This is a genomic window from Bradyrhizobium sp. LeoB3 (genome assembly GCF_055456055.1).
In genome coordinates this window covers 126,575-143,051 of record NZ_JBVBEF010000004.1, presented here as the reverse complement: position 1 = coordinate 143,051, position 16,477 = coordinate 126,575, and the positions used below count along the sequence as shown (strand labels likewise).

Genomic DNA, 16,477 nt, shown 5'->3' with positions numbered 1-16,477 from the left:
GGCGTGGGGGCAGGCATGATCCGGAAGCGCGGATACGGGGTTTCCGCGAGGATCATGATCTGAGCGTGTGAGCAGCCGGCCGGACTGGAAGATCATGAGACTTCGCGACCTTTTCAGCGCTGATGCCACGATCGATCCGCAGGCGGAAGCCATCGAGATCGGAGGGGTGACGGCTGATAGCCGCGCGGTGAAGCCGGGCGATCTGTTCTTCGCGCTCGCGGGCTACAAGACCGACGGGGCGCGCTTCATCGATGCCGCGATTGCCGCAGGCGCGGCCGCGGTCGCCGTCGATCATCGGCCGCAAGGCGCTCCGCACGTGCCTTTTGTCGTGACGGCAAATCCGCGCCGCGCATTGGCACTGGCCGCGGCGAAGTTCTTCCCGCGCGAGCCCGAGACAATCGCGGCTGTGACCGGCACCAGCGGCAAGACATCGGTGGCGGCTTTCACGCGCCAGATCTGGCAGCGACTGGGGCACGATGCCGCGAGCATCGGTACCATCGGCCTGGTGTCGCCGAAGCGTACGGTCTATGGCTCGCTGACCACGCCTGATCCGATCGCGCTGCATCGCCAGCTCGACGAGATCGCCCGCGATGGCGTCACGCATCTCGCATTCGAAGCGTCCTCGCACGGGCTCGACCAATATCGGCTTGACGGCGTGCGCATTGCCGCCGGCGGCTTCACCAACCTGTCGCGCGACCACATGGATTATCACCCCGACGTGGCGCACTATCTCAACGCGAAGCTGCGGCTGTTCCGCGATCTCGTGATGGATGGCGGCGCGGCGGTGATTTCGGCCGATCATGACTGTTCGCCTGACGTGATCGATGCGGCGCGCACGCGCAAGCTCAGGATCATTACGGTTGGCCGCAACGCCGACGGCGGAGATGGCATTCGCCTGCTCGACGCTTCGATCGAAGGTTTTGCACAAAAGCTTACGATCGAGCACCGCGGCGGGAAGCGCGCCATCCATTTGCCGCTGGTCGGCGAGTTCCAGATCGAGAATGCGCTGGTGGCTGCCGGCCTTGCGATCGGCACCGGCAGCGACGCCGATGCCGTCTTCGCAAGCCTCGAACATCTCGAGGGCGCCAAGGGCCGGCTCGAACGCGTCGGCGAGCGCAACGGCGCGCCGATTTTCGTCGACTATGCGCACAAGCCGGACGCACTCGCCAAGGCGCTGCAGGCGCTGCGGCCCTATGCGAAGCGCAAGCTGATCGTCGTCTTTGGCGCCGGCGGCGACCGCGACGCGGGCAAGCGTCCACTGATGGGCGCGATTGCCGCTGACAATGCCGACAGCGTCATCGTCACCGACGACAACCCGCGCAGCGAGAATCCGGCGGCGATCCGTGCTGCCATCCTCGCCGCCGCGAAGGGCGCGAGCGAAATCGGCGATCGCGCGGAAGCGATCAGGGCCGGCATTGCTGCGTTGCAGCCGGGCGATGCGCTCCTGATCGCCGGCAAGGGGCATGAAGTCGGGCAGATCATCGGCGACAAGACGCTGCCGTTCAGCGATCATGAGGCGGTGGCCGCGGCGCTGGAAGCGAGAGGCGCATGAGTACATTACTGTGGACGTCGGCGGCAATGGCGGATGCGATGCGCGCCGCAACGCAAGGGACCTTGCCCTCCGGGGTCACCGGCCTTTCTATCGACAGCCGCACGCTGCGGCCGGGTGAGGCCTATTTCGCCATCAAGGGCGACGTGCATGATGGCCACGATTTTGTCGAGGCCGCATTGAAGGCGGGCGCCGCCCTCGCGGTGGTCGAAAGCGCACAGCGCGACAAGTTCCCCGCCGATGCACCGCTCTTGATCGTCGACGACGTGCTCGCCGGTCTCGTCGATCTTGCCCATGCCTCTCGCGCGCGGCTCACCGCGAGGATCATCGCGGTCACCGGCTCGGTCGGCAAGACCTCGACCAAGGAAGCGCTGCGGCACGTGCTCTCGGCGCAAGGCGAGACCCATGCCTCCGTTGCTTCCTTCAACAATCACTGGGGCGTGCCGCTGTCGCTCGCGCGCTGTCCGGCGTCGGCGCGGTTTGCGGTGTTCGAGATCGGCATGAACCATGTCGGCGAGATCACGCCGCTGGTGAAGCTGGTGCGGCCGCATGTTGCCGTCGTCACCACCGTGGAGCCGGTGCATCTGGAGTTCTTCTCCGGCATCGAAGAGATCGCGGACGCCAAGGCGGAGATCTTTCTGGGTCTCGAGCCCGATGGCGCCGTCGTGCTCAACCGCGACAATGCGCAATTTGGAAGGCTGGAAGCCCGCGCGAAGGAACTCGGCATTTCACGCATCGTCGCCTTCGGCACGGACACGCAATCCGAGGCGCAGCTCCTCGACGTCTCGCTGCACGCGACCTGTTCCGTCGTACATGCCAACATCCTCGGCCACGACGTCACCTACAAGATCAGCATGCCTGGTCGCCATATGGCGATGAACTCGCTCGCCGTACTCGCCGGCGCGTCGCTGATCGGGGCGGACCTTGCGCGCGCGGCATTGTCGCTGTCGCAGCTCAAAGCGCCGGCGGGCCGTGGTGCGCGGCGCACCCTCGAGGTCGGCGCTGGCGAGGCGACGCTGATCGACGAGAGCTATAATGCCAATCCGGCGTCGATGGCGGCTGCGCTGAACGTGCTCGGGCAGGCGCAACTCGGTGCGCACGGCCGCCGCATCGCGGTGCTCGGCGACATGCTCGAGCTCGGGCCGACCGGCCCTGCGCTGCATCGCGGTCTGGCTGAGGCTGTCAACGCCAACAATATCGACCTCGTTTATTGTTGTGGTCCGCTGATGCGCAACCTCTGGGACGCTCTTTCCACGGGGAGGCGGGGAGGCTATGCCGATAGCTCGGCGAGTCTGGAGACCCAGGCGGTCACGGCCATCCGCCCTGGCGACGCCGTCATGGTCAAGGGATCGCTGGGTTCGAAGATGAAGCGGATCGTCAACGCGCTGGAGAAGCGCTTTCCCGGCAAAGCCGCGCGTGAAGAAGCGGTATAGGCATATTGAATGTTTTATTGGCTGATCGACCTTTCCAACACGGTGCCCGGCTTCGGGGTGTTCCGGGGGGCGCTCAACGTGTTCCGCTACATCACGTTCCGCACCGGCGGGGCGATGGTGACGGGCGCGCTGTTCGTGTTCCTGTTCGGGCCCTGGATCATCGATCATCTGCGGTTGCGCCAGGGCAAGGGCCAGCCGATCCGCACCGACGGCCCGCAATCGCACCTGATTACGAAGAAGGGCACGCCGACCATGGGCGGGCTGATGATCCTGTCCGGCGTGGTGGTGGCGACGCTGCTCTGGGCCAACCCGATCAATCCCTATGTCTGGATCGTGCTGGCGGTGACGCTGGGTTTCGGCTTCGTCGGCTTCTATGACGATTATCTGAAGGTCACCAAGCAGAGCCACAGCGGCTTTGCCGGCAAGCTGCGCCTTGCGATCGAGGCGATCATCGCGCTCGCCGCCTGTTACGCGCTGGTGCGGCTCGGGCGCGACGTGTCCTCGACCTCGCTCGCGATTCCCTTCTTCAAGGATGTGGTGTTCAATTTCGGCTGGTTCTTCGTGATCTTCGGCGCCTTCGTCATGGTCGGCGCGGGCAACGCGGTGAACCTGACCGACGGCCTCGACGGTCTCGCCATCGTTCCGGTGATGATTGCGGCCGCCAGCTTCGGCATGATTTCCTATCTCACCGGCAATGCGGTGTTCTCCGATTACCTGCAGATCAACTATGTCGCCGGCACCGGCGAGCTCGCAGTGCTCTGCGGCGCCGTGCTGGGCGCAGGTCTCGGGTTTTTGTGGTTCAACGCGCCACCGGCCTCGATCTTCATGGGCGACACCGGCTCGCTCGCGCTCGGCGGCATGCTCGGAGCGACGGCGGTCGCCGTGAAGCACGAGATCGTGCTGGCGGTGATCGGCGGCCTGTTCGTGCTGGAGGCGGTTTCGGTGATCGTGCAGGTGGCCTCGTTCAAGCTCACTGGCAAGCGCGTGTTCCGCATGGCGCCGCTGCACCATCATTTCGAGCAGAAGGGCTGGACCGAGCCGCAGATCGTGATCCGCTTCTGGATCATCGCCGTGATGCTGGCGCTCGCCGGCCTGTCCACGCTGAAGCTACGATGATCCCTGTCACCTCCTTCGCGGGCAAGACGGTCGCCGTGTTCGGGCTCGGCGGTTCGGGGCTTGCGAGCTGCCATGCGCTGAAGGCGGGTGGGGCGGAGGTGATTGCCGGCGACGACAACTCCGACAACGTCACCAAGGCCGCGCAGGCCGGCTTCGTCACTGCCGATCTGCGCTCGGTCTCCTGGACGAATTTCGCCGCGCTGATCCTGACCCCCGGCGCGCCGCTGACCCATCCCGCGCCGCATTGGAGCGTGCTGCAGGCGCGCCAGGCCGGCGTCGAGGTGATCGGCGATGTCGAACTGTTCTGCCGCGAGCGCCAACGTCACGCGCCGCAAGCGCCGTTCGTCGCCATCACCGGCACCAACGGCAAGTCGACCACGACAGCGCTGATCGCCCATCTGATGAAGGTCGCCGGCTACGACACCCAGATGGGCGGCAACATCGGCACTGCGATCCTGTCGCTGGAGCCGCCGCGGATGGGCCGCGTGCATGTGATCGAGATGTCGTCCTACCAGATCGACCTCACGCCCTCGCTCGATCCGTCCGTCGGTATCCTGCTCAATGTCAGCGAGGACCACATCGATCGCCACGGCACCTTGGAGAATTACGCCGCGGTGAAGGAGCGGCTGGTCGCGGGCGTGCAGCCGGGTGGCACCTCGATCGTCGGTGTCGACGACATCTTCTGCCGCAACATCGCCGATCGCCTGGATCGGGCGGGCAAGCGCGTGGTGCGGGTGTCCGTGAAGAACCCGCTGCCCGACGGCATCTATGTCGAGCACGAGACCATCGTGCTGGCGTCGGGTGCCGCGCGCAGTGAGGTCGCACGACTGGGCGGCATCGGTTCGCTCCGCGGCCTGCACAACGCGCAGAACGCGGCGTGCGCGTCGGCCTGCACGCTGGCGATGGGCATCTCGACGGATGTGCTGCAGAACGGCCTGCGCAGCTTTCCTGGGCTGGCGCACCGCATGGAGCAGGTCGGCCGCCGCGGCAACGTGCTGTTCGTCAACGACTCCAAGGGCACCAATGCGGATGCAGCAGCGCATGCGCTGTCGTCTTTCACTGACATTTTCTGGATCGCCGGCGGAAAGCCGAAGGCCGGCGGCATCACCAGCCTGACCGGTTATTTCCCGCGCATCCGCAAAGCCTATCTGATCGGCGAGGCAGCGCAGGAATTTGCCGGCACGCTCGGCGAGGCCGTGCCGCACGAGATTTCGCAGACGCTCGATGTCGCAGTCGCCAACGCCGCGCGCGATGCGGAAGCCTCCGGCCTCACTGACGCGGTCGTCCTGCTGTCGCCGGCCTGCGCCTCCTTCGACCAGTACCGCAATTTCGAAATCCGCGGCGCCGCCTTCCGCGACCTCGTCACGGCACTGCCCGGCGTCAAGCCGGTGGTGATGTAGCCCGTCATGGCCGGGCTTGTCCCGGCCATCCACGTCTTCCCTTCGTTGCGGCGGCAAAGAGGTGGATGCTCGGCACAAGGCCGGGCATGACGACGGGAGAGAGGTTCGCTCTATCTCCAAAGTTGCTCAATCCATTAACCCTTCGGAAACCATCCTCGTCCACCAATGGCCGTTACCTCGGCATTCTGGGGACGCCCATGCTCGCCCGTGATCAACGCACCCCGTTCTCCGACTGGTGGTGGACCATCGACAAGCCGCTGCTGGCTGCGGTCATCGCGCTGATGTTCGGCGGTGTCATCCTGTCGCTCGCGGCGAGCCCGCCGGTCGCGACCCGGATCGGGCTCGACCCCTTCCATTTCTTCAGCCGGCACGTGATGTTCCTGCTGCCATCCTTCATCGTGCTGATCACGGTCTCCTTCCTGTCGCCGCGCCAGATCCGGCGCGCCGCGATGGTGGTGTTCTTCGTCAGCATCGCGCTGATCGTGATGACCCTCCTGATCGGCCCGGAAGTGAAGGGCTCGCGGCGCTGGATCACGCTGGTCGGCGTCAATATCCAGGCTTCCGAATCGGCCAAGCCGGCCTTCGTCATCCTCGCGGCCTGGTTGTTTGCGGAATCGACCAGGCGTCCGGAAATGCCGGCGACCTCGATGGCGCTGGTGCTGCTGTTGATGCTGGTCTCGCTTTTGGTGATGGAGCCCGATTTCGGCCAGACCATGCTGATCCTGATGGTGTGGGGCGCGCTGTTCTTCATCGCAGGCATGCGGATGATCTGGGTCGCCGGGCTTGCGGGCGCGGCGGGCCTCGGCCTGTTCAGCGCCTATCTGTTCGTCCCGCACGTTGCCGGCCGCATCAAGCGCTTCATGAATCCGGCCTCGGGCGACACCTTCCAGGTCGACATGGCGATGGAGGCGTTCTGGAACGGCGGCTGGTTCGGGCTCGGGCCGGGCGAGGGCATTGCAAAGCGCAGCCTGCCGGACAGCCACACCGACTTCGTCTTTGCGGTCGCCGCGGAAGAGTTCGGCATCATCCTTTGCCTTGCGCTGCTGGCGCTGTTCGCCTTCGTCGTGATCCGCACGCTCTCGCGCGCCTACACGACCGAGGACATGTTCGCGCGCTTTGCGGCGTCGGGGCTCGCAATTCTGTTCGGCGTGCAGGCTGCGATCAACATGGCGGTCAACCTGCAATTGATCCCGGCCAAGGGCATGACGCTGCCGTTCATCTCCTATGGCGGCTCGTCGATCGTCTCGCTTGCCTACGGCGTCGGCATGATGCTGGCCTTGACCCGGCAGCGCCCACGCACCGAGATCGAATCGACCAACGCGGCCAGCGCAGCGCCGGGCTATGCCTGACTAGCGCGGTCGGCTATTTGAGGCCATGGACAACGCGCCCCTCATCCTGCTTGCGGCCGGCGGCACCGGCGGCCATTTGTTCCCCGCCGAGGCGCTCGGCGTGGAACTGAACAGACGTGGCCTGCGCGTGCGGCTCGCGACCGACGCACGCGCGCTGCGCTACAGCGGACTGTTCTCCAAGGACAATATCGATGTGGTGCCGAGCGAGACGGTGCGCGGACGCAATCCGATCTCGCTCGCCCGCACCGCGTTCACGCTGGGCTATGGCATCGTGGTTGCCGCCAATCTGGTGCGCCGATTGAAGCCGGCCGCGGTGGTCGGCTTCGGCGGCTATCCCACGGTGCCGCCGCTGCTCGCCGCGCGCCTGCTCGGCGTGCCCGGCATTATCCATGACGCCAACGCGGTCCTCGGCCGCGCCAATCGCTTCCTCTCCAGCCGCGTCAATGCGATCGCGACATCGCTGCCCGGCGTGCTCGACCGCGATCCGGCACTGGCCGCTAAGACCACCACCGTCGGCACGCCGATGCGGCCCACCGTCCTCGCAGCCGCCGCGGTGCCGTTTGCCTCGCCGGAACCGAACGGCCCGCTGCGCCTGCTTGTGGTCGGCGGCAGCCAGGGTGCGCGGGTGATGAGCGACATCGTGCCCGGTGCGATCGAAAAGCTCGAGCCGGCGCTGTGGAGCCGCCTGATCCTCACGCAGCAGGTGCGGGAGGAGGACATGGCGCGGGTGCGCGCGGTCTATGACCGCCTCAAGATCAATGTCGAGCTCGCGCCGTTCTTCACCGACCTGCCGGCAAGGTTAGCCGCCAGCCATCTCGTGATCTCGCGCTCCGGTGCCGGCACCGTCGCCGAACTCGCCGCGATCGGCCGGCCCTCGATCCTGGTGCCGCTGCCCGGCGCGATCGACCAGGACCAGTTCGCCAATGCCGGCGTGCTGTCGCAGGCCGGCGGCGCATTGCGGATTCCACAGGCCGAATTTACCCAGGACAGGTTGGCTGCTGAAATCTCTGCTTTGGCGGCCGAACCGGCGAAATTGACGGCAATGGCGTCCGCCGCGCGCGGCGCCGGTCGGCTCGACGCGGCGGAGCGACTGGCCGATCTGGTGGTGAAAGTGGCTGGAATTTAGGCGATTCTGCAGAAATTGCCCTTGTCATGCCCCGCGAAAGCGGGGCATCCAGTAATTCGCAGAGCCGATTTGAATCTCTCGGGCTGCGCAGAATATCGAAGGATTGTCTCATGAGACTGCCGCGCGAGATCGGACCTATCCACTTCATCGGGATCGGCGGCATCGGCATGAGCGGCATTGCCGAGGTGCTCTGCAATCTCGGCTACACCGTGCAGGGCTCTGATGCTTCCGAGAGCGGCAATGTCGCGCGGTTGCGCGAGAAGGGCGTCAAGGTTTCGGTCGGCCACAAGGCCGAGAACGTCAACGGCGCCGACGTCGTCGTGGTCTCGACCGCGATCAAGCGCGATAATCCGGAATTGATGGCCGCCCGGGCGCAGCGCATTCCGGTGGTGCGCCGCGCCGAGATGCTCGCGGAATTGATGCGGCTGAAGAGCTGCGTTGCGATCGCCGGCACCCATGGCAAGACCACGACCACCTCGATGGTTGCAGCCTTGCTCGATGCCGGCGATTTCGATCCGACCGTGATCAATGGCGGCATCATCAATGCCTACGGCACCAATGCGCGGCTCGGCGCCGGCGACTGGATGGTGGTGGAAGCCGACGAAAGCGACGGCACATTCCTGAAGCTGCCGACTGATGTCGCCATCGTCACCAATGTCGACCCCGAGCATCTCGATCACTTCGGGACCTTCGAGGCGGTGCAGGACGCATTCCGCGCCTTCGTCGAGAACGTGCCGTTCTATGGCTTCGCGGTGATGTGCATCGACCATCCCGTGGTGCAGACGATCGTCGGCCGCATCGAGGATCGCCGCATCATCACCTATGGTGAGAATCCGCAGGCCGATGCGCGACTGGTCGACCTGCAGCCGATACCCGGCGGCTCCAAGTTCAAGGTCGCCTTCCGCAACCGCAAGACCGACGTGACGCACGAGATATCGGACATCGTGCTGCCGATGCCGGGTCGCCACAATGCGTCGAACGTCACCGCGGCGATCGCGGTCGCGCATGAGCTCGGCATTTCCGACGAAGCGATCCGCAAGGCCATCGCAGGCTTCGGCGGCGTGAAGCGGCGCTTCACCCGGACCGGCGAGTGGAACGGCGTCATCGTGATCGACGATTACGGTCACCATCCCGTCGAGATCGCCGCGGTGCTGAAAGCTGCGCGCGAGTCCTACAGCGGCAGGATCATCGCCGTGGTGCAGCCGCATCGTTTCACCCGCCTGCAGTCGCTGTTCGAGGAATTCTGCACCTGCTTCAACGATGCCGACGCGGTTGTCGTCGCCGAGGTCTATCCGGCCGGCGAAGCGCCGATCCCGGGCATCGACCGCGATCATTTCGTGCTCGGCCTGCGCGCGCACGGCCATCGCGACGTGATCCCGCTGCCGAATGCCGGCGAGCTTGCGAAGATCGTTCGCGGCCTTGCGAGGCCCGGCGATCTCGTCGTGTGCCTCGGCGCCGGCAACATCACGCAATGGGCTTACGCATTGCCCGGCGAATTGAAGGCGCTGGGCTAGCGTGGCCGGTTTCCCCGACATCACCCTCGAACTGAAAGCCGCGATGCCGGATTTGCGCGGGCGCCTCTTGGCGAACCAGTCGCTGGCGGAACTGACGTGGTTTCGCGTCGGCGGACCGGCGCAGGTGCTGTTCACGCCGGCGGACGAGGACGACCTCGCTTATTTCCTGGCGCGCCTGCCGCAGGATTTGCCGGTTTATGTCGTCGGCGTCGGCTCGAACCTGATCGTGCGCGATGGCGGGATGCCGGGCGTCGTGATCCGCCTCGCGCCGCGCGCATTCGGCGAGACCAGGGCCGAAGGCGACATCGTCAGCGCCGGCACTGCTGCGCTCGACAAGCGCGTGGCTGAGACGGCGGCGGCTGCAAATATCGGCGGCATGGAGTTCTTCTTCGGCATCCCCGGCACTGTCGGCGGTGCGCTGCGCATGAATGCGGGTGCCAACGGCGGCGAGACCAAGGATGTGCTCTTGGATGCGACCGGCATCGGCCGCGACGGCACGAGGCATGTGTTCACGAATGCCGACATGAAATTCGTCTATCGCAGCAGCGGCGTCGATCCCTCGATCATCTTCACCTCCGCGCGCTTTCGCGGCAGGATCACCGCGCCCGAGGCGATCCGCACGCGCATGAACGAGGTGCAGGCCCACCGCGAGACAGCGCAGCCGATTCGCGAGAAGACGGGCGGCTCGACGTTCAAGAACCCGCCGGGCAACAGCGCCTGGAAATTGATCGATGCCGCCGGTTGCCGCGGCCTGCGCGTCGGCGGCGCCCAGGTCTCGGCAATGCACTGCAATTTCCTCATCAACACCGGCAATGCCACCGGACACGATATCGAGACGCTCGGCGAAACCGTACGGCAGCGGGTGAAAGAGACGTCGGGAATCGAGCTACACTGGGAAATCAAGCGAATCGGAATTCCACTATAAGCGTCATTCCGGGATGGTCCGAAGGACCAGACCCGGAATCTCGAGATTCCGGGTTCGATGCTTCGCATCGCCCCGGAATGACGGATGTGGGGATCGGCGGACGAAACGATGCGAACGACCATTCTCTTCGGCGGCAGCAACAAGGAACGCCTCGTCTCGGTGGCAAGCGCGCAGGCGCTGCACCAGGCTTTGCCGGAAGCCGATCTCTGGTTCTGGGACGTGGCCGACAATGTCCATGTCGTGCGGTCCGAGCAGCTTCTCGAACATGCGAGGCCCTTCGAGGACGAGTTCAGGCCCGGCACCCGCGGCGTCCCGCTCGCGCAAGCGCTTGACCAGGCTGCCCGCGAGGATCGCGTGCTGGTGCTTGGCCTGCACGGCGGCAGCGCCGAGAACGGCGAATTGCAGGCGATGTGCGAGATGCGCGGCATCCCCTTCACCGGTTCGGGTTCGGCGTCCTCGCATCTTGCCTTCGACAAGGTCGCGGCGAAGCGATTCGCGGCGATCGCGGGCGTGCCGGCGCCGGGCGGCATCGCGCTGGACGAGATTGACGCTGCCTTCGCCGAATATGGCAGGCTGATCGCCAAGCCTGCGCGCGACGGATCGAGCTACGGCCTGATCTTCGTCAATGCGAAGCAGGACATCGTTGCCGTCCGCAACGCCGCCAGGACGGAGGACTATCTGATCGAGCCGTTCGTTGCGGGTGTGGAGGCAACCTGCGGCGTGCTGGAGCGCTCCGACGGCGCAATCTTCTCGCTGCCGCCGATCGAGATCGTGCCGGCGGAGGGCGCGTTCGACTACACCGCAAAATACCTGCTCAAATCGACCCAGGAGATCTGCCCCGGGCGCTTTTCGCCTGATATCAGCGCCGCGATCATGGACCTCGCGCTCCGCGCCCACCGGGCGCTGTCCTGCACCGGTTATTCCCGCACCGACTTCATCGTCTCCGCGAAAGGACCGATCTATCTGGAGACCAATACGCTGCCCGGGCTGACCAAGGCCTCGCTCTATCCGAAGGCGCTCAAGGCGCAGGGCATCGAATTCGTCGATTTCCTGCACGAGCAGATCGAATTGGCCAAGCGGCGGGCGGGTAGGGTGGGTTAGTCAGCGCCATCCCTTCGTCCGTCATTCCGGGCCGCGCTTCGCGCGGACCCGGTGGCATCGCCCCGGAATGACGGGGAGTGTTCAGAAGTGCCAGGAACCGGGTTCCATCCCGAATCGGACCCCGGGATTGCTAAAATCCTAAGGATTGCGTGGCAAAGTACGCACATTGCTCATCAAAACCTGTTCTGCGTTAACCGCTTTTACCTTTTGTTTACCAGGAAGTCCGAAGGTTAACGCCGGCGGCGCATGTAGCGCTTGGCTGCCGGGCGTGAGCTGTCGCGGGAACTTTCACTTCGACACGCGTAACGAGGGACGGGGGGCCTCTCTTACTGGCTTCGACACCCAGGCCGGCATCACCGAGACGTCGCGTGCGCCAGGACCCGCAAACGTGTTGCGGGCACAAGATTTGACGAGCTCGTGCAATGGATGGTGCAGGCCGCCTCACTCGATCACTGCGATCGCTGAGGCCCGAAGCTGACCTGAAAGCAGCCGCTATTGGAGCGGCGGTGCTGCTGCGCGAGTATTTTGCCCGCCGTCGTGCCAGTCGTCGTGCCCGCCGCGCCCCGCCCGTGATCGATCGCGATCCGCCCAGCCGCTTCATCCTTCTGATCGAGCGCTATCTGCCGCGCCGCGTCGGTCTTGCCGCCACCGTCTTCATCCTGCTCGGCAGCGCCGGCCTCGGCATCGTCAAGGGCGGCCATGTCGACGAATTCGTCACGGGACTTTCGGATGCGCGCAACGCGCTCGCCAACTCGGCAGGCTTCCGAATCACCACCGTGGCCATCAACGGCCGCAAGCAGTTGAGCCAGGACGAGGTGCTGGCGATCGGCGGCGTCAATGGCCGCTCCTCGCTGTTGTTCCTGGATGCCGCGACCGTGCGTGATCGGCTGAAGGCCAATCCCTGGATCGCCGACGCGACGATCCTGAAGCTTTATCCGGGCCAGCTCCAGATCGACATCGTCGAGCGCAAGGCGTTCGCGCTGTGGCAGCAGGATGGGCGCCTGTCCGTGGTCGCGGATGATGGCGCGGTCCTCGAGCCCTACGTGTCGCGCCGCTTCCTCACGTTGCCGCTCGTGGTCGGCAAGGGGGCCGAGACCAGGGCCAAGGATTTCCTGGCGCTGCTCGATCGCTATCCGCAGGTGCGCTCGGTGACCAAGGCCGCGATCTTCGTCGGCGAACGGCGCTGGAACCTGCGGCTCAAGGATGGCCTCGACATCCGCCTGCCCGAGAACGACGTCGGCAATGCGCTCGCCGCGCTCTCCAAGCTCGACAAGGAAGACCGGCTGTTCTCGCGCGACATCGTCGCCGTCGACATGCGCCTGCCCGACCGGTTGACGGTGCAACTGTCCGAGGACGCGGCAAAGGCGCGCGAGGAGCTGTTCAAGGACAAGAAGTCCAAGAAGAAGGGCGGTGACGCATGACCGTCCTCGATCGCAATCTGACGCCGAAGACACGCCCGATGGCCCACAAGCGCACCGCGCTTGTGGCTTCGCTCGATATCGGCACCAGCAAGATCGCCTGCATGATCGCGCGGCTGAAGCCGTCGCCGCCGAGCGAAGCCCTGCGCGGCCGCACCCATGCGGTGGAATTGATCGGCTACAGCCAGATCCAGTCGCGCGGCGTCAAGGCCGGCGCGGTGGTCGATCTCGCCGAATGCGAAAAGGCGGTGCGTCATGCGGTGGCGCTTGCCGAGCGCATGGCCAAGGTCCGTGTCGAATCCGTGCTGCTGCCGGTTGCCGGCGGCCGGCCTGCGGGTCAGCTCGTCGAGGCTGCTGCCGACATTCGCGGCGGCTCGGTGACGGAAGCCGACATCAGCCGCGTTACCACAGCCGGCATGATCCACGCGACCGCCCATGGGCGGACCGTGCTGCACGCGCTGCCGGTCGGCTACGCGCTCGATGGGGTCAAGGGAATCCGCGATCCGCGCGGCATGGTGGCGCGCCAGTTCGGCGTCGACATGAACGTGGTCACGGCCGACGCCACCGTCGCCAAGAACCTGATGCTCGTGGTCGAGCGTTGCCACCTCAACGTCGAGGCGATGGCGGCAAGCTCCTATGTCGCCGGCCTTTCGGTGCTCACCGATGACGAAGCCGATCTCGGCGCCGCCGTGGTCGAGATGGGCGCCGGCTCGACCACGATCGCGACCTATTCGGGCGGACGCTTCGTGCATGCGTCGGGATTTGCGCTCGGCGGGCAGCACATCACGATGGATCTCGCGCGTGGCATCGGCGCGTGCATTGCGGATGCCGAGCGAATCAAGACGTTATATGGCACCGTGCTGACTGGCGGCTCGGATGCGCGCGAGCTGATGTCGGTCCCGACCGCCGGCGACGAACGCGATACGCCGCAGATCGTCTCCCGCGCCACGATTGCGAACATCGTCCGGCATCGCGCCGAGGAGATTTTTGAGATGGTCCGGGACCGGCTCAAGGCCTCCCCGTTTGCGGCAGAGCCGAGGGCGCGGGTCGTGCTCAGCGGCGGCGCAGCGCAGCTCACCGGCATGATCGAACTCGCCACCCGCATTCTCAATCGGCCGGTGCGGATCGGCCGTCCGCTCGGCTTCGGCCGTCTACCCAACGAGGCCAAAGGGCCGTCGTTCGCGGTGCCCACCGGGCTTCTGGTCTATCCGCAATACGCTCACCTCGAACATGTTGAACCGCGGCACACGCGGCAGCTCAAGACAGGGACTGACGGTTATTTCGGAAAGGTCGGACGATGGCTTCGCGAGGGCTTCTGATGACCACTCATAAGGCCCACAGGATTTTCACCAGCTCCCGCGGCCGCAGGCCGGGGCGAACCTACGCGCGCGCGTAATCGAGAGGCAACCATGGCACTCAATCTGACCCCTCCTGACATCAGCGAGCTGAAACCGCGGATCACCGTCTTCGGCGTCGGTGGCGCCGGCGGCAACGCCGTCAACAACATGATCACCGCCGGGCTGCAGGGCGTTGATTTCGTCGTCGCCAATACGGACGCGCAGGCGCTGACCATGTCGAAGGCGCAGCGCATCATCCAGATGGGCACGCAGGTGACCCAGGGCCTCGGCGCCGGCTCGCAGCCGGATGTCGGCGCGGCCGCCGCGCAGGAGGTCATCGACGAGCTCCGTGATCACCTCACCGGCGCCAACATGGTGTTCGTCACCGCCGGCATGGGCGGCGGCACCGGCACCGGCGCTGCTCCCGTGATCGCCAAGACCGCGCGCGAGATGGGCATCCTCACCGTCGGTGTGGTGACCAAGCCGTTCCACTTCGAAGGCCAGCGCCGCATGCGCACCGCCGAGAATGGCATCTCCGAGCTGCACAAGGTGGTCGACACGCTGCTGATCATCCCGAACCAGAACCTGTTCCGAGTCGCCAACGAGAAGACCACCTTCGCCGACGCTTTTGCGATGGCCGACCAGGTGCTCTATTCGGGCGTTGCCTGCATCACCGACCTGATGGTCAAGGAAGGCCTGATCAACCTCGACTTCGCCGACGTCCGCGCCGTCATGCGCGAGATGGGCAAGGCGATGATGGGCACGGGCGAGGCGACCGGTGAGAAGCGCGCGCTCACCGCCGCCGAGGCCGCGATTGCCAATCCGCTGATCGACGACTCCTCGATGAAGGGTGCCAGGGGCCTCCTGATCTCGATCACCGGCGGCAAGGATCTCACCCTGTTCGAGGTCGACGAGGCCGCCACCCGCATCCGCGAGGAGGTCGACCCCGACGCCAACATCATCGTCGGCGCCACCTTCGACGAGACGCTCGATGGCATCATCCGCGTCTCCGTGGTTGCGACCGGCATCGAGCAGGCCGCGATCGCCCGCAACGCCGCCGCCGCGGCCCCCGCTGCGCCTGCGCCGACCGGCAACGGTTCGCCCGAGAGCCGGCTCGCCGACCTGACCGCGCGGCTGCGCGCCGACAACCAGCGCCTGGCCGAGCGTGCCCATAAGCTGGAAACCGGCGGCGCCCCGATGGCTGCGCCCGCCGCGCCGGCGCCTGCCGCCCCGCCGCCGCTGCGCCAGCAGGGCAGCGTCGAGCGTGCCGCGCTCGCCGCCATCGCCGCCGCCGTGTCGCCGGAACAGCAGGCCGCGCCGATGCAGCCGGCGTCCTATGGCGACGTCACCGTCCGTCCGATCGCGCAGAAGCCGACTCTGTTCCCCGATCCGGAAGCGACCAAGGTCGAGCACCATGAGCCGGCGACGCCGGAAACCTTCATCCCGCCGACCGCCGAGCGGCCGCCGGTGCGCACGCCGCGGATGCCGAAGTTCGAGGATCTGCCGATGCCGGCCCAGGCCGAGATTCGCCACGCCCGCGGCGAGGCCGAGGAGGAACATCCGCAGAAGACCCGGCTGTCGCTGTTGCAGCGGCTCGCCAATGTCGGCCTCGGCCGCCGGGAGGAGGAGAGCGAACCGCCGGTGGCGGCCCGCGCCTCCGGACCGGCCATGCCGCCGCTGCCCGAGCGCAAGCCGCAACGCAGCGTGGCGCAGCAAATGGCGGCGCACGATCCGGTATCAGAGTATGCGAAGCGTCCGGCGCCCCAAGGATTGGATGCCCATGGACGGCCGGCACCTGTTGCGCCGACGCCACAGGGAGACGATCATCTTGATATCCCGGCCTTCCTGCGCCGGCAGGCAAACTGAGCTTTGTTACAGTGCTGACCATCCAAAGAGCCCCGGCGGAACCCGCCGGGGCTCTTTTCTTTTACCCTCTCCGCAGTCGTAGAGGGGCAAACAAGTAACTGAAATTAAATGATTAATCAGGTACTCCATGACTTGGTCATGGTACCGAAAGGGTGTCCGGCCGCTCCGCAATTTGGTTAAGCCTTGGCGCGATTGCGGCGGAGATGGGGTAACAATCGGTAAAGAAGCGTGAGTTGTACGCTTTCGGGCGGTGACTATGGTCTGTCCAACTTTGGGGATGCCTAAGCGAGTCGGTTGGGGAAGTAAGGCCGCCTCGTCTTAGGTTACGTCGGGTAGTGGGCGC

General features: G+C 65.9%; 12 protein-coding genes. All 12 read left to right on the top strand.

Translation table 11 applies throughout. The annotated features are described in order from the left end of the window. The first annotated feature begins 94 nt into the window (after positions 1-94). The 12 genes from ACZXDY_RS06180 (at position 95) to ftsZ (ending at position 16,134) form a co-directional block, all read left to right on the top strand. Positions 95-1,552 (top strand): UDP-N-acetylmuramoyl-L-alanyl-D-glutamate--2,6-diaminopimelate ligase, encoded by a 1,458-nt coding sequence (locus ACZXDY_RS06180; protein ID WP_464344866.1) that lies wholly within the window; start codon positions 95-97, stop codon positions 1,550-1,552. Continuing rightward, on the top strand, positions 1,549-2,982 hold the full coding sequence (locus tag ACZXDY_RS06175; RefSeq protein ID WP_464344865.1) for a UDP-N-acetylmuramoylalanyl-D-glutamyl-2,6-diaminopimelate--D-alanyl-D-alanine ligase: 1,434 nt from the start codon (positions 1,549-1,551) through the stop codon (positions 2,980-2,982). Before ACZXDY_RS06180 ends, ACZXDY_RS06175 begins: the two co-directional genes overlap by 4 nt. Before the next feature lie 9 nt (positions 2,983-2,991). After that, positions 2,992-4,098: a phospho-N-acetylmuramoyl-pentapeptide-transferase gene (gene mraY / locus ACZXDY_RS06170; RefSeq protein ID WP_028167502.1), complete on the top strand. Its 1,107-nt coding sequence runs from the start codon at positions 2,992-2,994 to the stop codon at positions 4,096-4,098. Beyond that, complete coding sequence (gene murD, locus ACZXDY_RS06165; protein ID WP_464344864.1) at positions 4,095-5,498, top strand: UDP-N-acetylmuramoyl-L-alanine--D-glutamate ligase; 1,404 nt, start codon at positions 4,095-4,097, stop codon at positions 5,496-5,498. The genes mraY and murD overlap by 4 nt, the downstream gene beginning before the upstream one ends. A 197-nt stretch (positions 5,499-5,695) precedes the next feature. Further along, positions 5,696-6,847, top strand: a complete 1,152-nt coding sequence (gene ftsW / locus ACZXDY_RS06160; RefSeq protein WP_028167500.1) for a putative lipid II flippase FtsW — start codon at positions 5,696-5,698, stop codon at positions 6,845-6,847. Positions 6,848-6,872: 25 nt separating this feature from the next. Further along, entirely contained in the window at positions 6,873-7,973 is a 1,101-nt protein-coding gene (murG, locus tag ACZXDY_RS06155) for an undecaprenyldiphospho-muramoylpentapeptide beta-N-acetylglucosaminyltransferase (protein ID WP_463327865.1), read from the top strand. Between the two features lie 110 nt (positions 7,974-8,083). Continuing rightward, positions 8,084-9,487, top strand: coding sequence for a UDP-N-acetylmuramate--L-alanine ligase (murC, locus tag ACZXDY_RS06150; RefSeq protein ID WP_130227668.1), 1,404 nt, complete (start codon positions 8,084-8,086; stop codon positions 9,485-9,487). Positions 9,488-9,530: 43 nt separating this feature from the next. Beyond that, a complete protein-coding gene (murB, locus tag ACZXDY_RS06145; protein ID WP_464344904.1) occupies positions 9,531-10,412 on the top strand; it encodes a UDP-N-acetylmuramate dehydrogenase in 882 nt (293 codons plus the stop codon). A 108-nt stretch (positions 10,413-10,520) separates the two neighbouring features. Next, complete coding sequence (locus tag ACZXDY_RS06140) at positions 10,521-11,513, top strand: D-alanine--D-alanine ligase family protein (RefSeq protein ID WP_464344863.1); 993 nt, start codon at positions 10,521-10,523, stop codon at positions 11,511-11,513. A gap of 422 nt (positions 11,514-11,935) precedes the next feature. Continuing rightward, positions 11,936-12,934 carry a cell division protein FtsQ/DivIB gene (locus tag ACZXDY_RS06135; RefSeq protein WP_028167495.1) on the top strand — a complete coding sequence of 333 codons (999 nt, stop codon included), beginning with the start codon at positions 11,936-11,938 and terminating at the stop codon, positions 12,932-12,934. After that, a complete protein-coding gene (gene ftsA / locus ACZXDY_RS06130; protein WP_028167494.1) occupies positions 12,931-14,250 on the top strand; it encodes a cell division protein FtsA in 1,320 nt (439 codons plus the stop codon). Before ACZXDY_RS06135 ends, ftsA begins: the two co-directional genes overlap by 4 nt. A 90-nt stretch (positions 14,251-14,340) precedes the next feature. Then, entirely contained in the window at positions 14,341-16,134 is a 1,794-nt protein-coding gene (ftsZ, locus tag ACZXDY_RS06125; RefSeq protein ID WP_464344862.1) for a cell division protein FtsZ, read from the top strand. The last annotated feature ends 343 nt before the right edge of the window (positions 16,135-16,477 follow it).

Bases quoted from the DNA above. Each gene is read 5' to 3' on its own strand.
- ACZXDY_RS06180 (WP_464344866.1), top strand. From the start codon at position 95: ATGAGACTTCGCGACCTTTTCAGCGCTGATGCCACGATCGATCCGCAG.
- ACZXDY_RS06175 (WP_464344865.1), top strand. From the start codon at position 1,549: ATGAGTACATTACTGTGGACGTCGGCGGCAATGGCGGATGCGATGCGC.
- mraY (WP_028167502.1), top strand. From the start codon at position 2,992: ATGTTTTATTGGCTGATCGACCTTTCCAACACGGTGCCCGGCTTCGGG.
- murD (WP_464344864.1), top strand. From the start codon at position 4,095: ATGATCCCTGTCACCTCCTTCGCGGGCAAGACGGTCGCCGTGTTCGGG.
- ftsW (WP_028167500.1), top strand. From the start codon at position 5,696: ATGCTCGCCCGTGATCAACGCACCCCGTTCTCCGACTGGTGGTGGACC.
- murG (WP_463327865.1), top strand. From the start codon at position 6,873: ATGGACAACGCGCCCCTCATCCTGCTTGCGGCCGGCGGCACCGGCGGC.
- murC (WP_130227668.1), top strand. From the start codon at position 8,084: ATGAGACTGCCGCGCGAGATCGGACCTATCCACTTCATCGGGATCGGC.
- murB (WP_464344904.1), top strand. From the start codon at position 9,531: ATGCCGGATTTGCGCGGGCGCCTCTTGGCGAACCAGTCGCTGGCGGAA.
- ACZXDY_RS06140 (WP_464344863.1), top strand. From the start codon at position 10,521: ATGCGAACGACCATTCTCTTCGGCGGCAGCAACAAGGAACGCCTCGTC.
- ACZXDY_RS06135 (WP_028167495.1), top strand. From the start codon at position 11,936: ATGGATGGTGCAGGCCGCCTCACTCGATCACTGCGATCGCTGAGGCCC.
- ftsA (WP_028167494.1), top strand. From the start codon at position 12,931: ATGACCGTCCTCGATCGCAATCTGACGCCGAAGACACGCCCGATGGCC.
- ftsZ (WP_464344862.1), top strand. From the start codon at position 14,341: ATGGCACTCAATCTGACCCCTCCTGACATCAGCGAGCTGAAACCGCGG.